An 18225-nucleotide genomic window follows, 5' to 3' on the forward strand; every position below is an offset into this window, starting at 1 on the left:
CATCATCGCCTTCCTGATGCGCGACGTGTCGTTCGCCGCGCCGCTCTTTACGGTGCCGCTGCCCTCGGGCACCGGCTGGCCGGTGACGCTGACCGATGGCCTACTGACGCTCGGCATCCTGATGTTGCTGTGCGAGATCATCAAGGGCGCACGGCCCGGCGCGAAATACCTCACGGACCATCTGCTGTCGCTGCTGGTGTTTGGCGGCGCGGCCGCGGAATTCGTGCTGTTGCCGCAGTTCGGCACCTCGACCTTTTTCCTGCTGACGCTGCTGGCACTGGTGGATTTCCTGTCGGGCATTGCGCAGCGCCGGCGTCGCGGCGCGTCGGCGGCGGCGCCAGCCGTTTCGCGGCGCGAGGCGCGGAAAGCCGAGGCGGCTGTGCCCGAACCCGAATTCGAACCGGTGTCCACGCCGGCCGCTTCGGCGCCCGCAGCCGTGCCGCTGGATCGCGTAGAGCCCAGGATCGCCCATCCCGAGGTCACGCCGTCCGCGCCCTCGCCGGAGGTGCCGTCGCCTGGCTTGCAGCCCGGCGATGGTTCGCACCCGTCGCCGGACCGGCCACGCTAACTTTCAAGTCAGGTGATTCGTCAGATGATTTGCCGGGTCCGGATCCCGGCGGCGCGGGCCTGCTGCCGGCTGGCGCTGTAGGCAGTCTGCGCGTCGGCCGCCGTTCCCCGGCGCAGGCCGCGGGTTTGCGGGGCCTGCTCGGCGGTTGCGAGCAAGTGGGCGACAAAGGTCGAGGCCGGCCGCGAGGACGGCCGGTGGGCCTTCGCTGTCCATTCCGTCGGCTGCGCCACCGGCACCAGCGCGACGCAGGCAGGCCTGGCGTCGGAGGCGCCGCCATCGTCTATCGCGTGCTCTGGTCGAGCGTTGTCTGCCATGGCAAATCGAAATCCGGCTGAACTGTCACATTTTGGGACGTGACGCCCTCTTCCGAACTCTTCGTCGCAAGGCCCATGCCGGATCCCGCCTGTTTGTTCCCGGCCGCCGTGCAACGTGGTTTCGGCCGGGTTGCCGGAATCAGCACAATGCGATGTTTCGCCAACATGGATGCGGCCTGGCGCTGAAAAACACCTTGCTGGCTCTTCGTCGATGATTCCGGTCGACGCTCACTTTTGCGGAATACGCGCTGGTCGGGAGCAAAAGAGGCACTATCCTAGCGGGAGAGAATCACTCCTCCGTGTCCCGAAACGAGGCGATTGTGACATCCGCACTTCCGCAAGCTTCGACCATCCTCGCCTCGCTCGGCCAGGCCGCCTTTGTTTGGGATATCGCCACCGATGCGATGGTCTGGAGCGATCACCTGAGTGAGGTATTTCCCGACATTCCGGCGGAGGCGCTGGCCAGCGGCGCCGAATTCTCCAAACTGATCGAGCCGGCGCGCGGCGTCCGCTCCGATGCGCTCGGCCATTCCGCGCCGTCGCGCGGCGGCGACGGCGTGCCCTACCGGATCGAGTATGGCGTACGCACCTCGACCTCGGCGCCGGTGCTCTGGATCGAGGAGACCGGCTGCTGGTTCGCCGGCGCCGATGGCAGGCCGGCGCGCGCCCACGGCATCGTTCGGATCAACAACGAGGCCCACGCCCGCGACGAGCAGCTACTGAAGCTGTCGCGCAACGACCCCTTGACCGGCGAACTCAACCGCACCCATCTGGTGGCATCGCTGGCCGAGGCGATCGAGGAAGCCTCGCGCTTCCGCACCTCCTGCGCCTTCATGCTGATCAGCATCGATCATCTGGCGCGCATCAACGACGCCTTCGGCTTCGATGTCGCGGACGCAGTGATTTCGGAAGTGGCCAAACGGATTCGCGCGCGGTTGCGCGGCGGCGACGTGCTCGGCCGCTTCTCCGGCAACAAATTCGGATTGATCCTGAAGAACTGCACCGTCGACGACATGAATGTCGCCGCCGAACGCTTCCTGGCGGGTATTCGCGACGAGGTGGTGCCGACCAGGTCCGGACCGGTCTCGGTCACCGCCTCGATCGGCGCGGTCAGCGTGCCGCGCTATGCGCGCAGCGCCGACGAGGCGATCAACCGCGCCCATGAAACGCTCGATGGCGCCAAGCGCCGCCGCTCCGGGTCGTTTTCGGTGTGGCGCCCGAATGTCGAGCGCGACGCCCAGCGCCGCGTCAACATCCGCGTCACCGACGAGATCGTCACCGCGCTGAACGAGCGCCGCATCGTGATGGCGTTCGAGCCGGTGGTCGAGGCGCGCTCGCGCGATGCCGCGTTCTACGAGTGCCTGGTGCGCATGGAGCAGGACGACGGCCAGGTTCTGCTGGCGCCCGATATCGTCCCGGTCGCGGAAAAGCTCGGCCTGATCCGGCTGGTCGACCACCGCGTGCTGGAACTGGTGGTGGCCGAACTGGCGGAGCAGCCGGGCATCCGGCTCAGCCTCAACATCTCGCCGGACACCACGATGGACCCGGATTGGTGGGCCTCGATCGAATCGTTGATGCGCGCCCATCCCGGCGTCGCCGAGCGGCTGATCGTGGAAATCACCGAAACCGTCGCGATCCAGGATATCGACGACGTCCGCGGTTTCGTCACCCGGCTGAAGAATTACGGCAGCCAGATCGCGATCGACGATTTCGGCGCCGGCTACACCTCGTTCCGGAATTTGCGCAAGCTCGGCGTCGACATCGTGAAAATCGACGGTGCCTTCGTGCAGAACATCGCGCGTTCAGCGGATGATCGCGCCTTCGTGCAAACCCTGATCGACCTGGCGCGCCGGCTGCAAATCAAGACCGTCGCGGAATGGGTCCAGGACGAGGAATCCGCCGTGATGCTGCGCGAATGGGGCTGCGACTACATCCAGGGCCGGCTGATCGGACTGGCATCGTCGCAGCGGCCCTGGGCGGTACCGGCCGAGACGGTGTTGCCGGCGGCGAGTTAGCTCGTCGTCGCCTCGCTGAAATATCTCAGCGTCGCCCCGGCGAACGCCGGGGCCCATACCGCGTGATGTCGCGGTCCAAGTAAGCTTTTTTGACGACTTGTCGTAACCCCAAACGCTGGTGGCTATGGGGTCCCGGCTCGGAGGCCGGGACGACGCGATGAGAGATTGGCGTTTCGCTTTACGATAAGACGAGGAGGAGAAAACTACTCTTCCTTCTTCGGCTCTTTCGACATCCGTTCCAGCCGGTCCTGCATGTCCTTCATCTGGCGGCGCAGGTCGTCGATGTTGGCTTCTTCGGCGACCGGCTCCGGCGCCCGCTCGAGTTCGGCGGAAGGGGCGCTTCCCGCGCGCGGCGGCACGAACGGCTTGAACATCGAGAAAGTCTGCTGGAACATTTCCATGTTGCGGCGGACGTGTTCTTCCAGCGGCGCGAACGGCGTTCCCGAGAATGTGTTGGTCAGCTGCTTGCGGAATTTTTCCTGCTCGCGGGTCAGCGTGTCGATCGACTGTTCGAGATATTTCGGCACCACCATCTGCATGCTGTCGCCGTAGAAGCGGATCAGCTGGCGCAGGAAGGTGGTTGGCAGCAGGTTCTGGCCGGCCTTGTTCTCCTGTTCGAAAATGATCTGCGCCAATACCGAGCGGGTAATGTCGTCGCCGGTCTTGGCGTCGTAGACGAGGAAATCCTCGCCGTCCTTCACCATCGACGCGAGATCCTCGAGCGTCACATAGGTGCTGGTGCCGGTATTATAGAGCCGCCGGTTGGCGTATTTCTTGATCGTGGTAGGTTGGTCTGATTTCGCCATGGCTCACACAATGTACACCGAGGACAAGGGAACCCAACGGCGCGCCGAAGGGCAGACGAGCAACGCAACGCAGCAAAGTAAGCATTTTCAATTGGGTTCGGCTACCGTTTTGTGCGGCACGGTTAATCCCAAGGCACTGTAAAGGCATGGAGACTGCTCCGAAAACTGCCAAGGGCGTTATTTTGAGTGCGGCGCGGCGTGATTTTGCCCTGGGGACGATTGACATGCCTCAACTCCGTTAACAGGATGAGGCAGGAGACTGGCCTGCCATCCGGCGTCCGCCAACCAAGCGCCCCAAAGCCCCAAAAGCTCAACCTCAGGAGATGTCCATGTCAGACGATGTCGTCATCGTCAGCGCCGCCCGCACCCCGGTCGGAAGTTTCAACGGCGCCTTCGCCACCATGCCGGCCCACGATCTCGGCGCCATCGCCATCAAGGCCGCCCTTGAGCGCGCCGGCATCGAGCCCGGCCGGGTTTCCGAGGTCATCATGGGTCAGATCCTGACCGCGGCGCAGGGCCAGAACCCGGCCCGCCAGGCCTCGATCGCCGCCGGCATTCCGGTGGAAAGCCCGGCCTGGGGCGTCAACCAGCTGTGCGGCAGCGGCCTGCGCACCGTGGCGCTGGGATACCAGGCGCTGCTCAACGGCGATTCGGAAATCGTCGTCGCCGGCGGCCAGGAATCCATGAGCATGGCCCCCCACGCGCAATATCTGCGCGGCGGCACCAAGATGGGCTCGCTCGAGTTCGTCGACACCATGATCAAGGACGGCCTTTGGGATGCCTTCAACGGCTACCACATGGGCAACACCGCCGAGAACGTCGCCAGGCAGTACCAGATCACCCGTGTGCAGCAGGACGAATTCGCGGTGCATTCCCAGAACAAGGCCGAGGCCGCGCAGAAGGCCGGCAAGTTCAAGGACGAGATCACGCCGGTCACCATCAAGTCCCGCAAGGGCGACATCATCGTCGATACCGACGAATACCCGCGCCATGGCGCCACGCTCGATGCGATGGCCAAGCTGCGGCCGGCGGTTGAAAAGGACGGCACCGTCACCGCCGGCTCAGCATCCGGCATCAATGACGGCGCCGCCGCGGTGGTGCTGATGACGGCCAAGCAGGCCGCCAAGGAAGGCCGCACCGTACTCGGCCGCATCGTGTCGTGGGGCCAGGCCGGCGTCGATCCCAAGATCATGGGCACCGGGCCGATCCCGGCGTCGCGCGCCGCGCTGAAGAAGGCCGGCTGGAACATCGCCGACCTCGATCTGATCGAGGCCAACGAAGCCTTCGCGGCGCAGGCCTGCGCGGTCAACAAGGACCTCGGCTGGGATACGTCCAAGGTCAACGTCAATGGCGGCGCCATCGCGATCGGCCATCCGGTCGGCGCGTCCGGCGCGCGGGTGCTGGTGACGCTGCTGCACGAGATGGGCAAGCGCGACGCCAAGAAGGGCCTCGCCACGCTGTGCATCGGCGGCGGCATGGGCATCGCGATGTGCATTGCACGCGATTAAACGAACGGCAGCGGATGCGCTGAATGATGAAAAGATCATCTCGCAACTGCGCAGTGCAGAGTGAATAACAAACGCCCGGCCTCGTGCCGGGCGTTTTGTTCTTGATGTTCGCGCAACAGCCCGCTTAATTCGGCGTTACAAAAATAATCGTCAAAAGACACCAAGGGAAGGATTCGACAATGGCACGTGTTGCATTGGTGACGGGGGGAACAAGAGGTATCGGCGCTGCGATCAGCAAGGCGCTGAAGGCCGCCGGCTACAAGGTCGCCGCCAGTTACGCCGGTAACGATGCGGCCGCGGAAAAATTCAAGGCCGAGTCCGGCATTCCCGTCTACAAATGGGACGTCAGTTCGTTCGATGCCTGCGCCGCCGGCGTCAAGCAGGTCGAGGCCGATCTCGGCCCGGTCGACGTGCTGATCAACAATGCGGGGATCACCAAGGACGGCGCGTTCCACAAGATGACGCTGGACCAGTGGAATGCGGTCATCAACACCAATCTCGGCTCGCTGTTCAACATGACCCGGCAGGTGATCGAGGGCATGCGCGCGCGCAAATTCGGCCGCGTCATCAACATCTCCTCGATCAACGGCCAGAAGGGCCAGTTCGGCCAGGTCAATTATGCCGCCGCCAAGGCCGGCGACATCGGCTTCACCAAGGCGCTGGCGCTGGAAAACGCCAAGGGCGGCATCACCGTCAACGCGATCTGCCCGGGCTACATCAACACTGAAATGGTTCAGGCGGTGCCGAAGGACGTGCTGGAGAAGAACATCCTGCCGCTGATCCCGACCGGCCGCCTCGGCGAGCCCGAGGAAATCGCCCGCGCCGTCGTGTTCCTCGCCGCCGACGAAGCCGGCAGCATCACCGGCTCGACGATGTCGATCAACGGCGGGCAGTACATGGTGTGATGTGACGCTGTCATTCCGGGACACGCGTCTTCGCGTGAACCCGGAATCTCGAGATTCCGGGTTCGCTCGTTTCACTTGCGCTCCGGAATAGCGGCTCTCATCCATGACCTCCCGCACCGCCACCCTGATCGGACTGACCGCGATCCTGATGTGGTCGCTGCTGTCCGTGCTGACGGTAGCGACCGGAAAAATCCCGGCGTTTCAACTGGCGGCGATGACGTTCGCGATCGGGGCCGCGGTGGCGTTCGCCAGCTTCATCTTTCGCCCCGCGGCGTTCGGCGCGCTGAAGCAGCCATTGACGGCCTGGATCGTCGGGGTCGGCGGCCTGTTCGGTTATCACGCGCTGTATTTCCTGGCGCTGCGCTTCGCGCCGCCCGCCGAGGCGGGCCTGCTGAATTATCTCTGGCCGCTGCTGATCGTGCTGTTTTCGTCGCTGCTGCCCGGCGAACGATTGCTGTCGCACCACATCGTCGGCGCCTTGCTCGGATTGGCCGGCACGGTGCTGTTGTTCACCGGCAGCGGCGCCAGCTTTGAAATGGGCCAGTTGCCCGGCCTGCTCGCGGCGTTCGTGGCAGCCTTCGTGTGGGTGGCCTATTCGGTGATGTCGCGCAAGCTCAAGGGGGTGCCGACCGATGCGGTCGCGGGCTTCTGTCTGGCGACGGCGCTGCTTGCCGCGCTGGTGCACGGACTGGTCGAAACCACGCTGTGGCCCGACACGGCCGCGCAGTGGCTCGCGGTCGCAGCGCTCGGCGTCGGTCCGGTGGGCGCCGCCTTCTTTGCCTGGGACATCGGCATGAAGCGCGGCGACATTCGCGTGCTCGGTGCCGCGTCCTACGCGACGCCGCTGCTCTCGACTGCGTTCCTGATCCTGGCGGGGTTTGCCAGGCCGAGCGCGAACATCGCGATCGCGGCGGTGCTGATCGCGGGTGGCGGCCTGATCGCGGCGAGGGATATGTTTCGGAAGCGAAGCTAACTCGTTGGCTCCCAGCCCTTCGCGGCCAATTCAAACTTCGCAAACTCGAATCCCGGCGCGACGGTGCATCCGACCAGCGTCCAGTCGCCGCAACTTTCGGCGGCCTGCCACGCCTGCGGCGGCACGATCGCCTGCGGCACTTCGCCGGCGGCGAGATCCGGGCCGAGCCTGACGATGCGCTGACCGTCTTCATCGGCAATCCGCAGGCTCAGCGCGTCGCCGGCGTGATAATGCCACATCTCGACCGCATCGATCCGGTGCCAGTGCGAGCGTTCGCCGCGTGCCAGCAGGAAATAGATCGCCGTGGACAGGGCGCGCCCGCCGGCATCCGTGCGGGAATCGCGAAAGGTCTCGCGATAATGCCCGCCTTCCGGATGCGGCTTCAGGTCAAGCCGCGCGATGATCTCGGCGGCGGAAGGCGGCCCGGCCATCAGGACTTGTTCTTGCGCTCGCGCAACTCGCCGAACACGGCGGTCGCATCGGCGCCCTTCATCCGCAAGCTCGCCGCTACCGACGGCTCGTCGGCGCGCAGGAACACATTGGCCTTTTTCTCCTCGCCGAGCAGCGTCGGAAGCGTCGGCTTGTTCGCCGCACGCAGCCGCGTCACTTCCTCGGCGCGCGCTTTCAGCGCGGCGTTGTCGGGCTCGACCGTGAGCGCGAATTTGACGTTGGCGGCGGTGTATTCATGGCCGCAATAGAGTCTGAAATCGTCGGGCAGCGCGCGCAGCTTCAACAGCGAATCCCACATCATCGGGTAGTCGCCTTCGAATACCCGTCCGCAGCCGATCGAGAACAGCGTGTCGGCGGCGAACAGCGCCTTCTCGCTGTCGAACACATAGCTGATGTGGTCGAGCGTATGGCCCGGCGTTTCCAGCACCCGCGCCAGCAGGCCTCCCACCTTCACCACGTCGCCCTGGCCGGCGCGAAGATCGACATTGGCGATCCTGGCGGCCTTGTCGTGCGGCGCGACCACGCGGCAATTGTACTTCTGCTTCAGTTCGGCGACGCCGCCGACATGGTCGTGATGATGATGGGTGATCAGGATATCCGTCAGCGTCCAGCCCTCGCGCTCCAGCGCCTTGATGATGGGCGCAGCCTCCGGCGCGTCGATCGAGGCGGTGGCCTTGGTCGCGGGGTCGTGGATCAGATAGCCGAAATTATCGGTGAGGCAGGTGAACAGGCGAATTTCGGCGGCCATGATATCTCCGTGATCAAGTGAGGCGTGGTCCGGTGATATGAAGGCTCCGGCCCTGCCGCGGACAGGCATGAAATATGGCGTTAGGCCGCAACAGGCAATGGCCATATTGTGCGCGCCGCGCGCCCCGGCGCCGTGCTAGATTGGGGTCATGACCATCGACGTCATCGATCTCCGCAATTTCTATTCGCAGCGCCTCGGCATCGTGGCGCGGCGGCTGATCAATCGCGGCATTCAGGCCCGCTGGCCGGATGCGCAGGGCCAGCGCGTGCTCGGTCTCGGCTATCCCACGCCCTATCTCGGACTGTTCCGCGAGGACTCCGAGCGCTGCATCGCCTTCATGCCGGCGGCGCAGGGCGTGCTGAAATGGCCGACGGCGCGGCCGACGCTGGCCACCCTGGTCGATGAATTCTCGCTGCCGCTGCCGGACGCCGCGGTCGATCGCATCCTGCTGGTCCACGCGCTGGAAATGTCCGACGATCCCGCGGGGTTGTTGCGCGAGGTATGGCGGGTGCTGGCGCCCTCCGGCCGGCTGATGGCGGTGGTTCCGAACCGGCGCGGAGTGTGGACCCGCACCGACAACACGCCGTTCGGCCACGGCCGGCCCTATTCGCGCTCGCAGATCACGCAGTTGCTGCGGCAGACCTGGTTCACGCCGGCCTCCTGGGGCGAGGCGCTGTTCATGCCGCCAGTCGCCGGCGGCTGGTTCCTGCGCTCGGCGATGGCATGGGAACGCGTCGGCGCCGCGCTGTCGCTGCCGTTCGCCGGCGTGCATATCGTGGAAGCGACCAAGCAGGTCTATCGCGCGATCCCGGCCCACCGCGAACGCACGCGATTGATTCCGGCGCTGGAGCCGGTGCTGGTGCCGTCATCGTCCGTGCAAAGTATCTCGGCATGTCGTCCCGGCGTTTGCCGGGACGACATGTAGAGAAAGTGCCGTCTTACTCATTCCCCGGATTGAAATCTTCGCTGGGGGCGGCCGGTGCGGCGGCGCCTTCAGGGCGCGGGCCGTGGGGCCGGCGGCGGCGGCGCGGGAAGCGTTCGCCGCCTTCGAAGGCGGCCGGCGGGTTGCTGATCTGCGGCTGCGGCCCGGTGATGAACGACGGCAGGCGATCGACGCTGACGTCGGCGATGACCGGCTGCGGCTGCGGCGGCTGGAACTGCGGCTGCGGACGATGCTCGCGATGGGCATTGTGCTCACGCGGCTGGTGTTCGCGGGGCTGATGGTCGCGCTGCTCGCGCGGCTGGTAGGGCTGGCCCTCGCGCTGGTGCTCGCGCGGCGGCGGGTTATCGCGCGGCACGAAGGGCTGCGGCTGGGCCGGCACGAAGCCGGGCTCCTGGCCGAAATTCGAGAAGCTCTCGCTCTCGTCGTCGCTGTCCTCCGGCGCCATTTCGTTCTCGGTGCGCGGCTGCGGCTGGTTCTGCCGGAACTGCTCCTGGGCAGCGGCGATCAGGCGGAAATAATGCTCGGCATGCTGATAGTAATTCTCGGCGGCGACGGGATCGCCGGAAGAGCGCGCGTCGCGCGCCAGCTGCACGTATTTTTCGGCGACGTGGGATGCGGTGCCGCGGATCTTGATGTCCGGCCCGTTCGACTCGAACACCCGGGTCATCGGATTCTGACCGCGCCGGTTGCTGTCGTTGCGATTGCTATTGCTGCTGCTATTGTTCCGGTTGCGCATCCGCTTGTTGTTGTTCTGACCGTTTCTCATGTCTCGCCTTTATTCCAGCCCTGAAGTTACCAGCCTTGAATCACTTGTCTTGAATTGCTCGGCCTTGAATTGCCGATGTCATCGCAGCGCAGGTCCGGCCTGCGTCATGCGCACCGAATCGCCGTGTAATCGAGTCTCACGCAGATTTTGCCGTACGTCGCAGTCAACAAGGACGCGTTCCCCACCAGCCCAGCCTGCGTTGCCGGCTGCATCAAATCAGTCCGCCTGCCAGAACAAGCACAGGTTTATCGCGTGATTCTCTAGGCGCAATGATCAGGCTTTCGTTCGCTTTGCGGTCGGAAGCAGCGCAGCTCTTTCAGCCATCGCGCTCAATTGACCTGCGTTTTGGAACCTTTCACTCGGGGCGGGCTCTCGCTCTGAGAACTCTGGCATCCACCCGCGATATTCCCCTCGGGGCATCACGGGGCCAGCAACCCTGGACCGACGTTGTGGCCGGAACGTAGTCGCTAACGGGGAATAATCCAAGTGGTTTTTTTGCCCTGCAAGCAGGCTTTATGATGGCTTTTTGCGGCCGCCGACGGCCCGTCGGATGCCCGCCAGATCGGCCCGGGCGGGCCCCTCCGGCGCCAGCCCGGCCGCCATCATCAGCTCCCTGACATCGTCGTGCTGGCCCTGTCCGACTTCCACCACGAGTGCGCCTTGCGGCGCCAGCAGCCGCGCCGCCTGCGGAATCAGCGCGCGATAGGCGTCCAGTCCGTCGCGGCCGCCGTCGAGCGCGCCGGGCGGGTCGAAATCCCGGACCTCGACGGCGAGCCCGGCGATATCGGCCGAGCGGATGTAGGGCGGATTCGAGACCATGAGATCGAACGGGCCCGCCAGATCAGCCGCATAATCGCAGGCGATGAAGGTGGCGCGATCGGCCAGTCCGAGGTCGACCGCATTGCTGCGGGCTGTTTGCAACGCATCGCGGCTGATGTCGGTGCCGACCCCATGGGCGCGCGGCAATTCCGACAGCAGCGCCAGCAGAATGGCGCCCGAGCCGGTGCCGAGATCGGCGATGCGCAATTGCCGGTCAGGAGCAGGGCCGGCGCGCAGCATCTCCAGCGCCAGTTCGACCACGGTTTCGGTGTCGGGCCGCGGCACCAGGGTTGCGGCCGACACGGTCAGCCGCAGTCCCCAGAATTCCCTGGCTCCGAGAATCCGCGCGACCGGCTCGCCGCCGAGACGGCGGCGGGCGAAATCCTCCAGCCGAGTCGATTCGTCCGCGCTGAGCCGCCGGCCGGCCGCCGAGATCAGGCCGGTGAGGTCGAGCCCGAGCACGGCCCCGACCAGCGTTCGCGCATCGAGTTCGGCGGACTCGACCGAGCCGGACTTGAAGCGCGCGGTGAGCGCGCGCCGTGCGGCATCGACGGTTTGTCCGGTCATGCGTCGTCCCCGCACAAAACCATCCACCCGTCGTCCCTGCGAACGCAGGGACCCATACGCTGCGGCCTCGCGGTTCGGGTACTGAACGTCAACACCTTCCACACCCACAAGCCTCTGTGGTTATGGGTCCCTGCGTTCGCAGGGACGACTAGATAGAGAGCTTCGCTCACGCCGCCGCACCCTGGGCGGCGAGTTGGGCGGCCTGATGCTCCGTGGTCAGCGCGTCCACCAGTTCGCCGAGCGCTTCGCCCGCGATCACCTGCGGCAGTTTGTAGAGCGTCAGGTTGATGCGGTGGTCGGTAACGCGGCCCTGCGGGAAATTATAGGTGCGGATCCGCTCGGAGCGGTCGCCGGAGCCGACCTTCTCGCGGCGGTCCGCCGCACGGGTCGCGTTGATGCGCTGCTGCTCGGCGTCATAGATGCGCGAGCGCAGGATGTTCATCGCCGAGGCGCGATTCTTGTGCTGCGAGCGGCTGTCCTGCATCATCACGACGATGCCGGTCGGGATGTGGGTGATGCGGATCGCCGATTCGGTCTTGTTGACGTGCTGGCCGCCGGCGCCCTGCGCGCGCATGGTGTCGATCCGCAAATCGTCGTTCTTGATCTCGACGTCGACCTCCTCGACCTCCGGCAGCACCGCCACCGTCGCCGCCGAGGTGTGAATCCGCCCTTGCGTCTCGGTGTCGGGCACCCGCTGCACCCGGTGCACGCCGGATTCGAATTTCAGCTTGGCGAATGCGCCGCGGCCCTGCACCTCCGCGATGATTTCCTTGTAGCCGCCCATGGTGCCTTCGCTGGCGGAGATCGCCTCGACCTTCCAGCCCTGCAGGGCGGCAAACCGCTCATACATCCGGAACAGGTCGCCGGCGAACAACGCGGCCTCGTCGCCGCCGGTGCCGGCGCGGATTTCCAGCACGACGTTGCGCTCGTCCATGGCGTCCTTCGGCAACAGTGCGACGCGGATCTGCTGCGCCAGTGTGAGGCTGCGCGCGACCAGCGTTTCGCGCTCCGCCTCCGCCATGCCGCGCATCTCGGCGTCGGTGGCGGGGTCGGCGATCAGCGCATCGATGCCGGCCAGTTCGGCATTGGCGGCGCGGTAGGTCTTGACGGCGTCGATCAGCGGATTGAGTTCGGAAAGCTCGCGGGTGATCCTGACGTAATTCTCCGAGCTCATCTGGGCGAGCAGTTGCGCTTCCAGCGAGGCGTGGTGCGCCAGCAGGACATCGAGTTTGGCTTCAGGGAGTATCGACATGGTTTCGTCTCGAACTGCACCGCGCGCATTCAGAAAAAAGGGGATACCGGTTTTGCGGACAGAATGCGCGCCAATTATGGAATTGGGTTCGTCAAGCGGTGCGGAGCCTCGCTACAACGACAGCCCCTCGGCCTCGGCGAATGCCGTCAGTTTCTCGCGGAGCGACACGCTGCCCGCGGGCGCCTCGAGCAGCGGCAGCATCATGGCCTCGGCTTTCCTGGCGTCGAGGTCGAGAATCATCGCCTTGACCGGACCGTGGCCGGTGGCCGACAGCGACAGTGAGCGATAGCCCAGTGCGATCAGCGCCAGCGCGCCGAGCGGTTTGGAGGCCATCTCGCCGCACAGCGAAGCGGACTTCTTCGCCGCATTGGCCTTCACCACGATTTCGCGCAACGCCCGCATGATCGGCGCCGACATGGTGTCGAACCGTTCGGAGACCTTGGCATTGCCGCGATCGACCGCGTACAGGAACTGGAACAGATCGTTGGAGCCGACCGAGACGAAGTCGACCTTCTTCAGGAGTTCGTCGAGCTGATAGAGCAGCGCGGGCACTTCCACCATGGTGCCGACATCGATGCGTTCCGGCAGCGCATGGCCGTGCTGGCGCAGATAGGTCAGTTCGCGCTCGACGATGCCCTTGGCGAGGTCGAATTCGGCGACTTCGGAAATCATCGGAAACATGATGCGCAGCGCGCGGCCGCCGCCGGCGCGCAGCAGCGCGCGGATCTGGCCGCGCAATAACCCGGGACGGTCGAGCCCGAGCCGGATCGCGCGCCAGCCGAGCGCGGGGTTTTCCTCGACCACGGTCTCCATATAGGGCAGCGCCTTGTCGCCGCCGATGTCGAGGGTGCGGAACGTCACCGGCTTGGAGCCTGCGGCATCCAGCACCGCGCGATACAGCGCGAGCTGGTCGCTGGTCCGCGGCAGGCTCTGGCCGACCATGAATTGCAGCTCGGTGCGGAACAGTCCGATGCCGGCCGAGCCGGTGTCGTCGATATGCGGCAGGTCGATGATCAGGCCGGCATTGATCATCAGTTCGATCGGCTGGCCGTCTTTGGTGACGCAGGGCCGGTCGCGCAGCGCCAGATATTGCGCCTGCCGCCGGGCGCGAAACCGCACCCGCTCGGCATAGGCCGATTCGATTTCGGCCGAGGGCCGGATGTAGATCGAGCCGGAGGTGCCGTCGACGATGACGGCGTCGCCGGGGTCGGCAATGCCGGGCGCGTTCGGTATTTCGCCGACCGCGGGAATCCCCAGCGCCCGCGCCACGATCGAGACGTGTGAATTGGCGGTGCCTTCCTCCAGGATCAGCCCGCGCAGGCGGTTGCGATCGTAGTCGAGCAGGGCGGCGGGGCCCATCGCGCGCGCGATCAGGATGGCGTTGTCGGGCAATTGCTCCCGGGACGGCGCGTGATCGCGGCCCACCAGCTGCCGCATCAGGCGATGCCCGAGATCCTCGAGGTCATGCAGGCGGTCGCGCAAGTAGGGGTCGGTGGAGCGCAGCATCCGCGCGCGGGTGTCGGACTGTACGCGTTCGACCGCGGCCTCCGCGGTGAGGCCGGTGGCGACCGCTTCGTGCAGCTTGTGCGACCAGCCGTGATCGTTGGCGAACATGCGGTAGGCTTCCAGCACGTCGCGGTGTTCGCCGCCCTCGGCGACGTCGCCGCGCTCCAGCATGCGGTCGAGATCGGCACGCAGTTTCGCCAGCGCGGTGTCGAGCCGCTTGATTTCCTTCGGCAGGTCCTCGGCGATGTAATTGGTGATGACGACGCGCGGCTCGTGCAGCACGACATGGCCGAGCGCGATGCCGTCGGACAGGATCGCGCCGGTCTTGTGCAGCGAGTGCCGCGCCGCCGGCTCGGCGCCGGGCTGCGCCAGCGCCGACAATTCGCCCGAGGCGATCATCTCCGCCAGCACCATGGCGGTGGTCTGCAGCGCCTCGACCTCTTCCTCGACATAGGTGCGCTTGGCGCGGTTCTGCACCACCAGCACGCCGAGCGTGTTGCCGGCGCGCAGAATCGGCACGCCCAGGAACGAATGATAGATTTCCTCGCCGGTCTCCGGGCGGAACGAGAACGCCGGATGGGTTTGCGCGTCGCTCAGATTGAGCGGGTTCGCCTCGCTGGCGACGAGGCCGACCAGGCCTTCATGCGAGGAGAGCACGGTGCGGTGGACGGCGTCGCGGTTGAGGCCTTCGGTGGCGTAGAGTTCCAGCGTGTTGTCGACGCGCAGCACATAGGTCGAGCAGACCTCGGCCACCATGTTGGCCGCGATCAGCACCACGATCTTGTCCAGGCGCTCCTGGGCGGAGACCTGCTCCGCCATGGTTTCGCGGAGCCGTCTCAGCAAGACGCGGGGGCCTCCCGACGCGCTCCGCATATGCCGATACCTCCCCCTGCCAAGCCAGCAACCGGGGTGGCCGGGAGCTGGCGCTATAAACCAGTGAAAACAACAATTTCAATCAATCGGCGCCGCCACAAAGGTCGAAACCGGCCGAATCAGCATGGCCACAAAACTGTGGCACAGTTTGCGGCCCACCTATCCGGCCGTATAGCGAATCGAGGCTTGTTTTGCCAAGCAAAACGCCTGCCAGAGACGATAACGTCTCTGTCAGCCCATGGCGGCGCCCGCCAAGGGAAAATCATTCCAAATTGGATGATGCCGCGTGTGAATTCCGTGGTGCGACGAACGCCACTTAATCCCTCCCCACCGCTACGCGGGAGGAGGGAGCGCACCGGCGATGACGTTACATCGAGTTTCTAATCGGCTACGCCTGATCCAGCCCATACAGGGTATGCAGCGTGCGCACCGCGAGTTCGGTGTAGGCCGCGTCGATCAGCACCGAAAACTTGATCTCGGAGGTGGTGATGGCGCGGATGTTGATGTTGCGGGCGGCGAGGGCGGCGAACGCCTGCGCGGCGACGCCGGCATGGCTGCGCATGCCGCTGCCGATCACCGAGACCTTGGTGACGTCGGTGGCGCTGTCGAGCCGGGCATAGCCGATGGCGGATTTGGCCGCCGTGATGGTGTCGCGGGCGCGGGTATAATCCGAGGCGGGCACCGTGAAGGTGAGGTCGGTGGTCTTGCCGTCTTCCGAGACGTTCTGCACGATCATGTCGACGTTGATATTGGCTTCCGCCAGCGGGCCGAAGATCGCCGCGGCGATGCCGGGCTTGTCCTCGATCTGGCGGACGGAAATCTGGGCTTCGTCCTTGGAAAAGGCGATGCCGGTGACGACGTGGCTTTCCATGATTTCCTCCTCGCCGCAGATCAGCGTGCCCGGTGGGGCGCCATGCGGGTCGATATCTTCGGGCTTGTCGAAACTGGAGCGGACGAAAATCGGCATGTTGTGCACCATGCCGAGTTCCACCGAGCGGACCTGCAGCACCTTGGCGCCCTGCGACGCCAGTTCCAGCATGTCCTCGAACGCGATCCGGTCGAGCCGGCGGGCCTTCGGTACCACGCGCGGGTCGGTGGTGTAGACGCCGTCGACGTCGGTGTAGATGTCGCAGCGGTCGGCATGGATCGCGGCCGCGATCGCCACCGCCGAAGTGTCGGAACCGCCGCGTCCGAGCGTGGTGATTCGCTGCGTGGCGGGATTGATGCCCTGAAATCCCGCGATCACGGCGACTTCCTTGCGCTCCCCAAAACGGCTGATCAGCTCGGCGCCGTCGATTTCGAGAATCCGGGCCGAGGCATGTGCGTCGCTGGTCTTGATCGGGATCTGCCAGCCCTGCCAGGAGCGTGCCTGGATGCCGAGCGCCTGCAGTGCGATCGCCAGCAGGCCGGCGGTGACCTGTTCGCCGGAGGCCACCACGGCGTCATATTCGCGCGCGTCATGCATCGGCGACGCCTCGCGGCACCATGCCACCAGCTCGTTGGTCTTGCCGGACATCGCGGAAACCACCACGGCGACGTCATGGCCGGCGTCGACCTCGCGCTTCACATGGCGCGCGACGTTGCGGATACGTTCGATATTGGCGACCGATGTGCCGCCGAATTTCATCACGAGGCGGCCCATGACGACTGGTGCATTCCCTGAGGGGTTGAGTATGGTGGCCGGCGCGCAAAACCAGAGCGCGCCGCCCGAAAGGCGCGTATACATAACGGCGCGGTTGCGGGCAAGCAACCGGGTTCCTGTCATCGCAAAGGGGTTGGCAGGGATGCAGCGGTTCAAAGGGTAATTGAGGCCAGCGTATGGGGCGTTATATCGACGATATCCTGCAGCCCGGCGAGAAGGTGCTGTATTCGACCAACACGCACTGGATCTTCTTCCTGCCGGCGATCGCGGGCTGGATCGTGGCCGCGGCGTTCTTTGTCGTGTCGGGAATGGTGCCGGCCGGCACCCCGATGCTGCTGTGCCTGTCGATGTCGGCGATCTCTGCGGTCTTCGCGCTGTACAAGACCGCGACGGCCTGGTTCCACCGCTGGACCACCGAGACCGACGTGACCAATCTGCGTGTCGTCCACAAGACCGGGTTCATCCAGCGGCAGACGTTCGAAATGAGCCTCGACAAGGTCGAGAGCGTCGACGTCAACCAGAGCATTCTCGGCCGTATCCTCAACTACGGCAACGTGTCGATCTTCGGCGTCGGCGAGGGCAACAAGACCATCGACACCATTGCTTCGCCGCTTGAATTCCGCAACCACATCACCGCGCGATAGGAGCGGCGCTCAATCCATGGCCACGCAACAAAATCCTGCCGATTTTTCCGCAGCGCCGGCGGCGGGCGCGGCTGCGTCCACCGTCGACCCCGCCGAGATCGCGAAGTTTTCAAGACTGTCGGACGAGTGGTGGGATCCCAACGGCAAGATGGCGCCGTTGCACAAGATCAATCCGCTGCGGCTGACCTATATCCGCGACGCCGCCTGCCGCAAGTTCGAGCGCAACATCAAGAGCCTCAATTGCCTGTCCGGCCTGCGCATCCTCGATATCGGCTGCGGCGCCGGCCTGCTGTGCGAGCCGTTCACCCGGCTCGGCGCCCAGGTGATCGGCGTCGATCCCTCCGCCACCAATATCGCGGCGGCGAAACTGCACGCCGACAAGGCGCATCTGTCGATCGACTATCGTTGCACCACCGTCGAGGAGATGGATTTGCGCGAACGCTTCGACATCGTGCTGGCGATGGAAGTGATCGAGCATGTCAGCGACGTCGGCATGTTCCTCAACCGCTGCGCGGCGATGCTGAAGCCCGGCGGCATGATGGTGGTCTCGACCCTGAACCGCAACTGGAAGAGCTTTGCCCTCGCCATCGTCGGCGCCGAATATGTGCTGCGCTGGCTGCCGCGCGGCACCCATCAATGGGACAAGTTCGTCACCCCCGACGAACTCGCGCACCATCTGCACAACAACAAGCTCGGGATCACCGAGCAGGCCGGCGTGGTCTACTCGCCCTTCGCCGACAAATGGAGCCTCTCGTCGGACATGGACGTGAACTACATGGTGGTGGCGGAGGGGGTTTAGTCGTCGTCCCCGCGAACGCATCCCTGCTCCCTCATGGTGAGGAGCGCATCGCCAGCGCTCCTGCGCTGTCGATGTGCGTCTCGAACCATCTTGCAGACCTTTTAGCACCTTCCTTGGCGGCTTCGCA

The 18225-nt window shown here is 65.3% G+C and carries 17 protein-coding genes; 8 read left to right on the plus strand and 9 right to left on the minus strand.

The window, feature by feature from the left end:
• Position 1 precedes the first annotated feature (1 nt).
• The gene (locus Q8N40_RS10180) at positions 2-568 is read left to right on the plus strand and encodes a hypothetical protein (protein WP_305711729.1); all 567 of its coding nucleotides are present in this window, start codon (positions 2-4) and stop codon (positions 566-568) included.
• 20 nt (positions 569-588) lie between these two features.
• On the opposite strand, the gene Q8N40_RS10185 is transcribed toward Q8N40_RS10180, so the two are convergent.
• Positions 589-882, minus strand: a complete 294-nt coding sequence (locus Q8N40_RS10185) for a hypothetical protein (RefSeq protein ID WP_305317922.1) — start codon at positions 880-882, stop codon at positions 589-591.
• Between the two features lie 320 nt (positions 883-1202).
• Between Q8N40_RS10185 and Q8N40_RS10190 the strand changes: the two genes are divergently transcribed.
• Positions 1203-2897, plus strand: a complete 1695-nt coding sequence (locus Q8N40_RS10190; protein ID WP_305317921.1) for a bifunctional diguanylate cyclase/phosphodiesterase — start codon at positions 1203-1205, stop codon at positions 2895-2897.
• A gap of 203 nt (positions 2898-3100) precedes the next feature.
• Here the strand turns inward: Q8N40_RS10190 and phaR are convergent, their stop codons facing one another.
• A complete protein-coding gene (phaR, locus tag Q8N40_RS10195) occupies positions 3101-3703 on the minus strand; it encodes a polyhydroxyalkanoate synthesis repressor PhaR (RefSeq protein ID WP_305711730.1) in 603 nt (200 codons plus the stop codon).
• Between the two features lie 329 nt (positions 3704-4032).
• Between phaR and Q8N40_RS10200 the strand changes: the two genes are divergently transcribed.
• The 3 genes from Q8N40_RS10200 to Q8N40_RS10210 all read left to right on the plus strand — a co-directional run bounded on the left by Q8N40_RS10200 (position 4033) and on the right by Q8N40_RS10210 (position 7089).
• Complete coding sequence (locus Q8N40_RS10200) at positions 4033-5211, plus strand: acetyl-CoA C-acetyltransferase (protein ID WP_305711731.1); 1179 nt, start codon at positions 4033-4035, stop codon at positions 5209-5211.
• 179 nt (positions 5212-5390) lie between these two features.
• Positions 5391-6116 carry an acetoacetyl-CoA reductase gene (phbB, locus tag Q8N40_RS10205; protein ID WP_305317918.1) on the plus strand — a complete coding sequence of 242 codons (726 nt, stop codon included), beginning with the start codon at positions 5391-5393 and terminating at the stop codon, positions 6114-6116.
• Positions 6117-6219: 103 nt separating this feature from the next.
• Complete coding sequence (locus Q8N40_RS10210) at positions 6220-7089, plus strand: DMT family transporter (protein WP_305317917.1); 870 nt, start codon at positions 6220-6222, stop codon at positions 7087-7089.
• Here Q8N40_RS10210 and Q8N40_RS10215 read toward each other — a convergent pair.
• Positions 7086-7520, minus strand: a complete 435-nt coding sequence (locus Q8N40_RS10215; RefSeq protein WP_305317916.1) for a cupin domain-containing protein — start codon at positions 7518-7520, stop codon at positions 7086-7088. The genes Q8N40_RS10210 and Q8N40_RS10215 overlap by 4 nt on opposite strands.
• Positions 7520-8287, minus strand: coding sequence for a hydroxyacylglutathione hydrolase (gene gloB, locus Q8N40_RS10220; RefSeq protein ID WP_305711732.1), 768 nt, complete (start codon positions 8285-8287; stop codon positions 7520-7522). Before gloB ends, Q8N40_RS10215 begins: the two co-directional genes overlap by 1 nt.
• Positions 8288-8441: 154 nt before the next feature.
• On the opposite strand from gloB, the gene Q8N40_RS10225 reads away from it, so the two are divergent.
• Positions 8442-9212, plus strand: coding sequence for a class I SAM-dependent methyltransferase (locus tag Q8N40_RS10225; protein ID WP_305711754.1), 771 nt, complete (start codon positions 8442-8444; stop codon positions 9210-9212).
• A gap of 13 nt (positions 9213-9225) precedes the next feature.
• Here the strand turns inward: Q8N40_RS10225 and Q8N40_RS10230 are convergent, their stop codons facing one another.
• The 5 genes from Q8N40_RS10230 to Q8N40_RS10250 all read right to left on the minus strand — a co-directional run bounded on the left by Q8N40_RS10230 (position 9226) and on the right by Q8N40_RS10250 (position 16655).
• Positions 9226-9996, minus strand: a complete 771-nt coding sequence (locus tag Q8N40_RS10230; RefSeq protein WP_305711733.1) for a DUF4167 domain-containing protein — start codon at positions 9994-9996, stop codon at positions 9226-9228.
• 513 nt (positions 9997-10509) lie between these two features.
• Positions 10510-11382 carry a peptide chain release factor N(5)-glutamine methyltransferase gene (gene prmC, locus Q8N40_RS10235; protein ID WP_305711734.1) on the minus strand — a complete coding sequence of 291 codons (873 nt, stop codon included), beginning with the start codon at positions 11380-11382 and terminating at the stop codon, positions 10510-10512.
• A 166-nt stretch (positions 11383-11548) separates the two neighbouring features.
• On the minus strand, positions 11549-12634 hold the full coding sequence (prfA, locus tag Q8N40_RS10240; protein WP_305711735.1) for a peptide chain release factor 1: 1086 nt from the start codon (positions 12632-12634) through the stop codon (positions 11549-11551).
• A 111-nt stretch (positions 12635-12745) separates the two neighbouring features.
• Positions 12746-15013 carry a phosphoenolpyruvate--protein phosphotransferase gene (gene ptsP, locus Q8N40_RS10245; RefSeq protein ID WP_305711736.1) on the minus strand — a complete coding sequence of 756 codons (2268 nt, stop codon included), beginning with the start codon at positions 15011-15013 and terminating at the stop codon, positions 12746-12748.
• A gap of 388 nt (positions 15014-15401) precedes the next feature.
• Positions 15402-16655 (minus strand): aspartate kinase, encoded by a 1254-nt coding sequence (locus Q8N40_RS10250; protein WP_305711737.1) that lies wholly within the window; start codon positions 16653-16655, stop codon positions 15402-15404.
• 176 nt (positions 16656-16831) lie between these two features.
• Here Q8N40_RS10250 and Q8N40_RS10255 point away from each other — a divergent pair, with 176 nt between their 5' ends.
• The gene (locus Q8N40_RS10255; protein ID WP_305321948.1) at positions 16832-17299 is read left to right on the plus strand and encodes a PH domain-containing protein; all 468 of its coding nucleotides are present in this window, start codon (positions 16832-16834) and stop codon (positions 17297-17299) included.
• Between the two features lie 16 nt (positions 17300-17315).
• Entirely contained in the window at positions 17316-18098 is a 783-nt protein-coding gene (gene ubiG, locus Q8N40_RS10260; RefSeq protein WP_305711738.1) for a bifunctional 2-polyprenyl-6-hydroxyphenol methylase/3-demethylubiquinol 3-O-methyltransferase UbiG, read from the plus strand.
• The last annotated feature ends 127 nt before the right edge of the window (positions 18099-18225 follow it).

It is taken from the genome of Bradyrhizobium sp. (assembly GCF_030693485.1).
Lineage (GTDB): Bacteria > Pseudomonadota > Alphaproteobacteria > Rhizobiales > Xanthobacteraceae > Bradyrhizobium.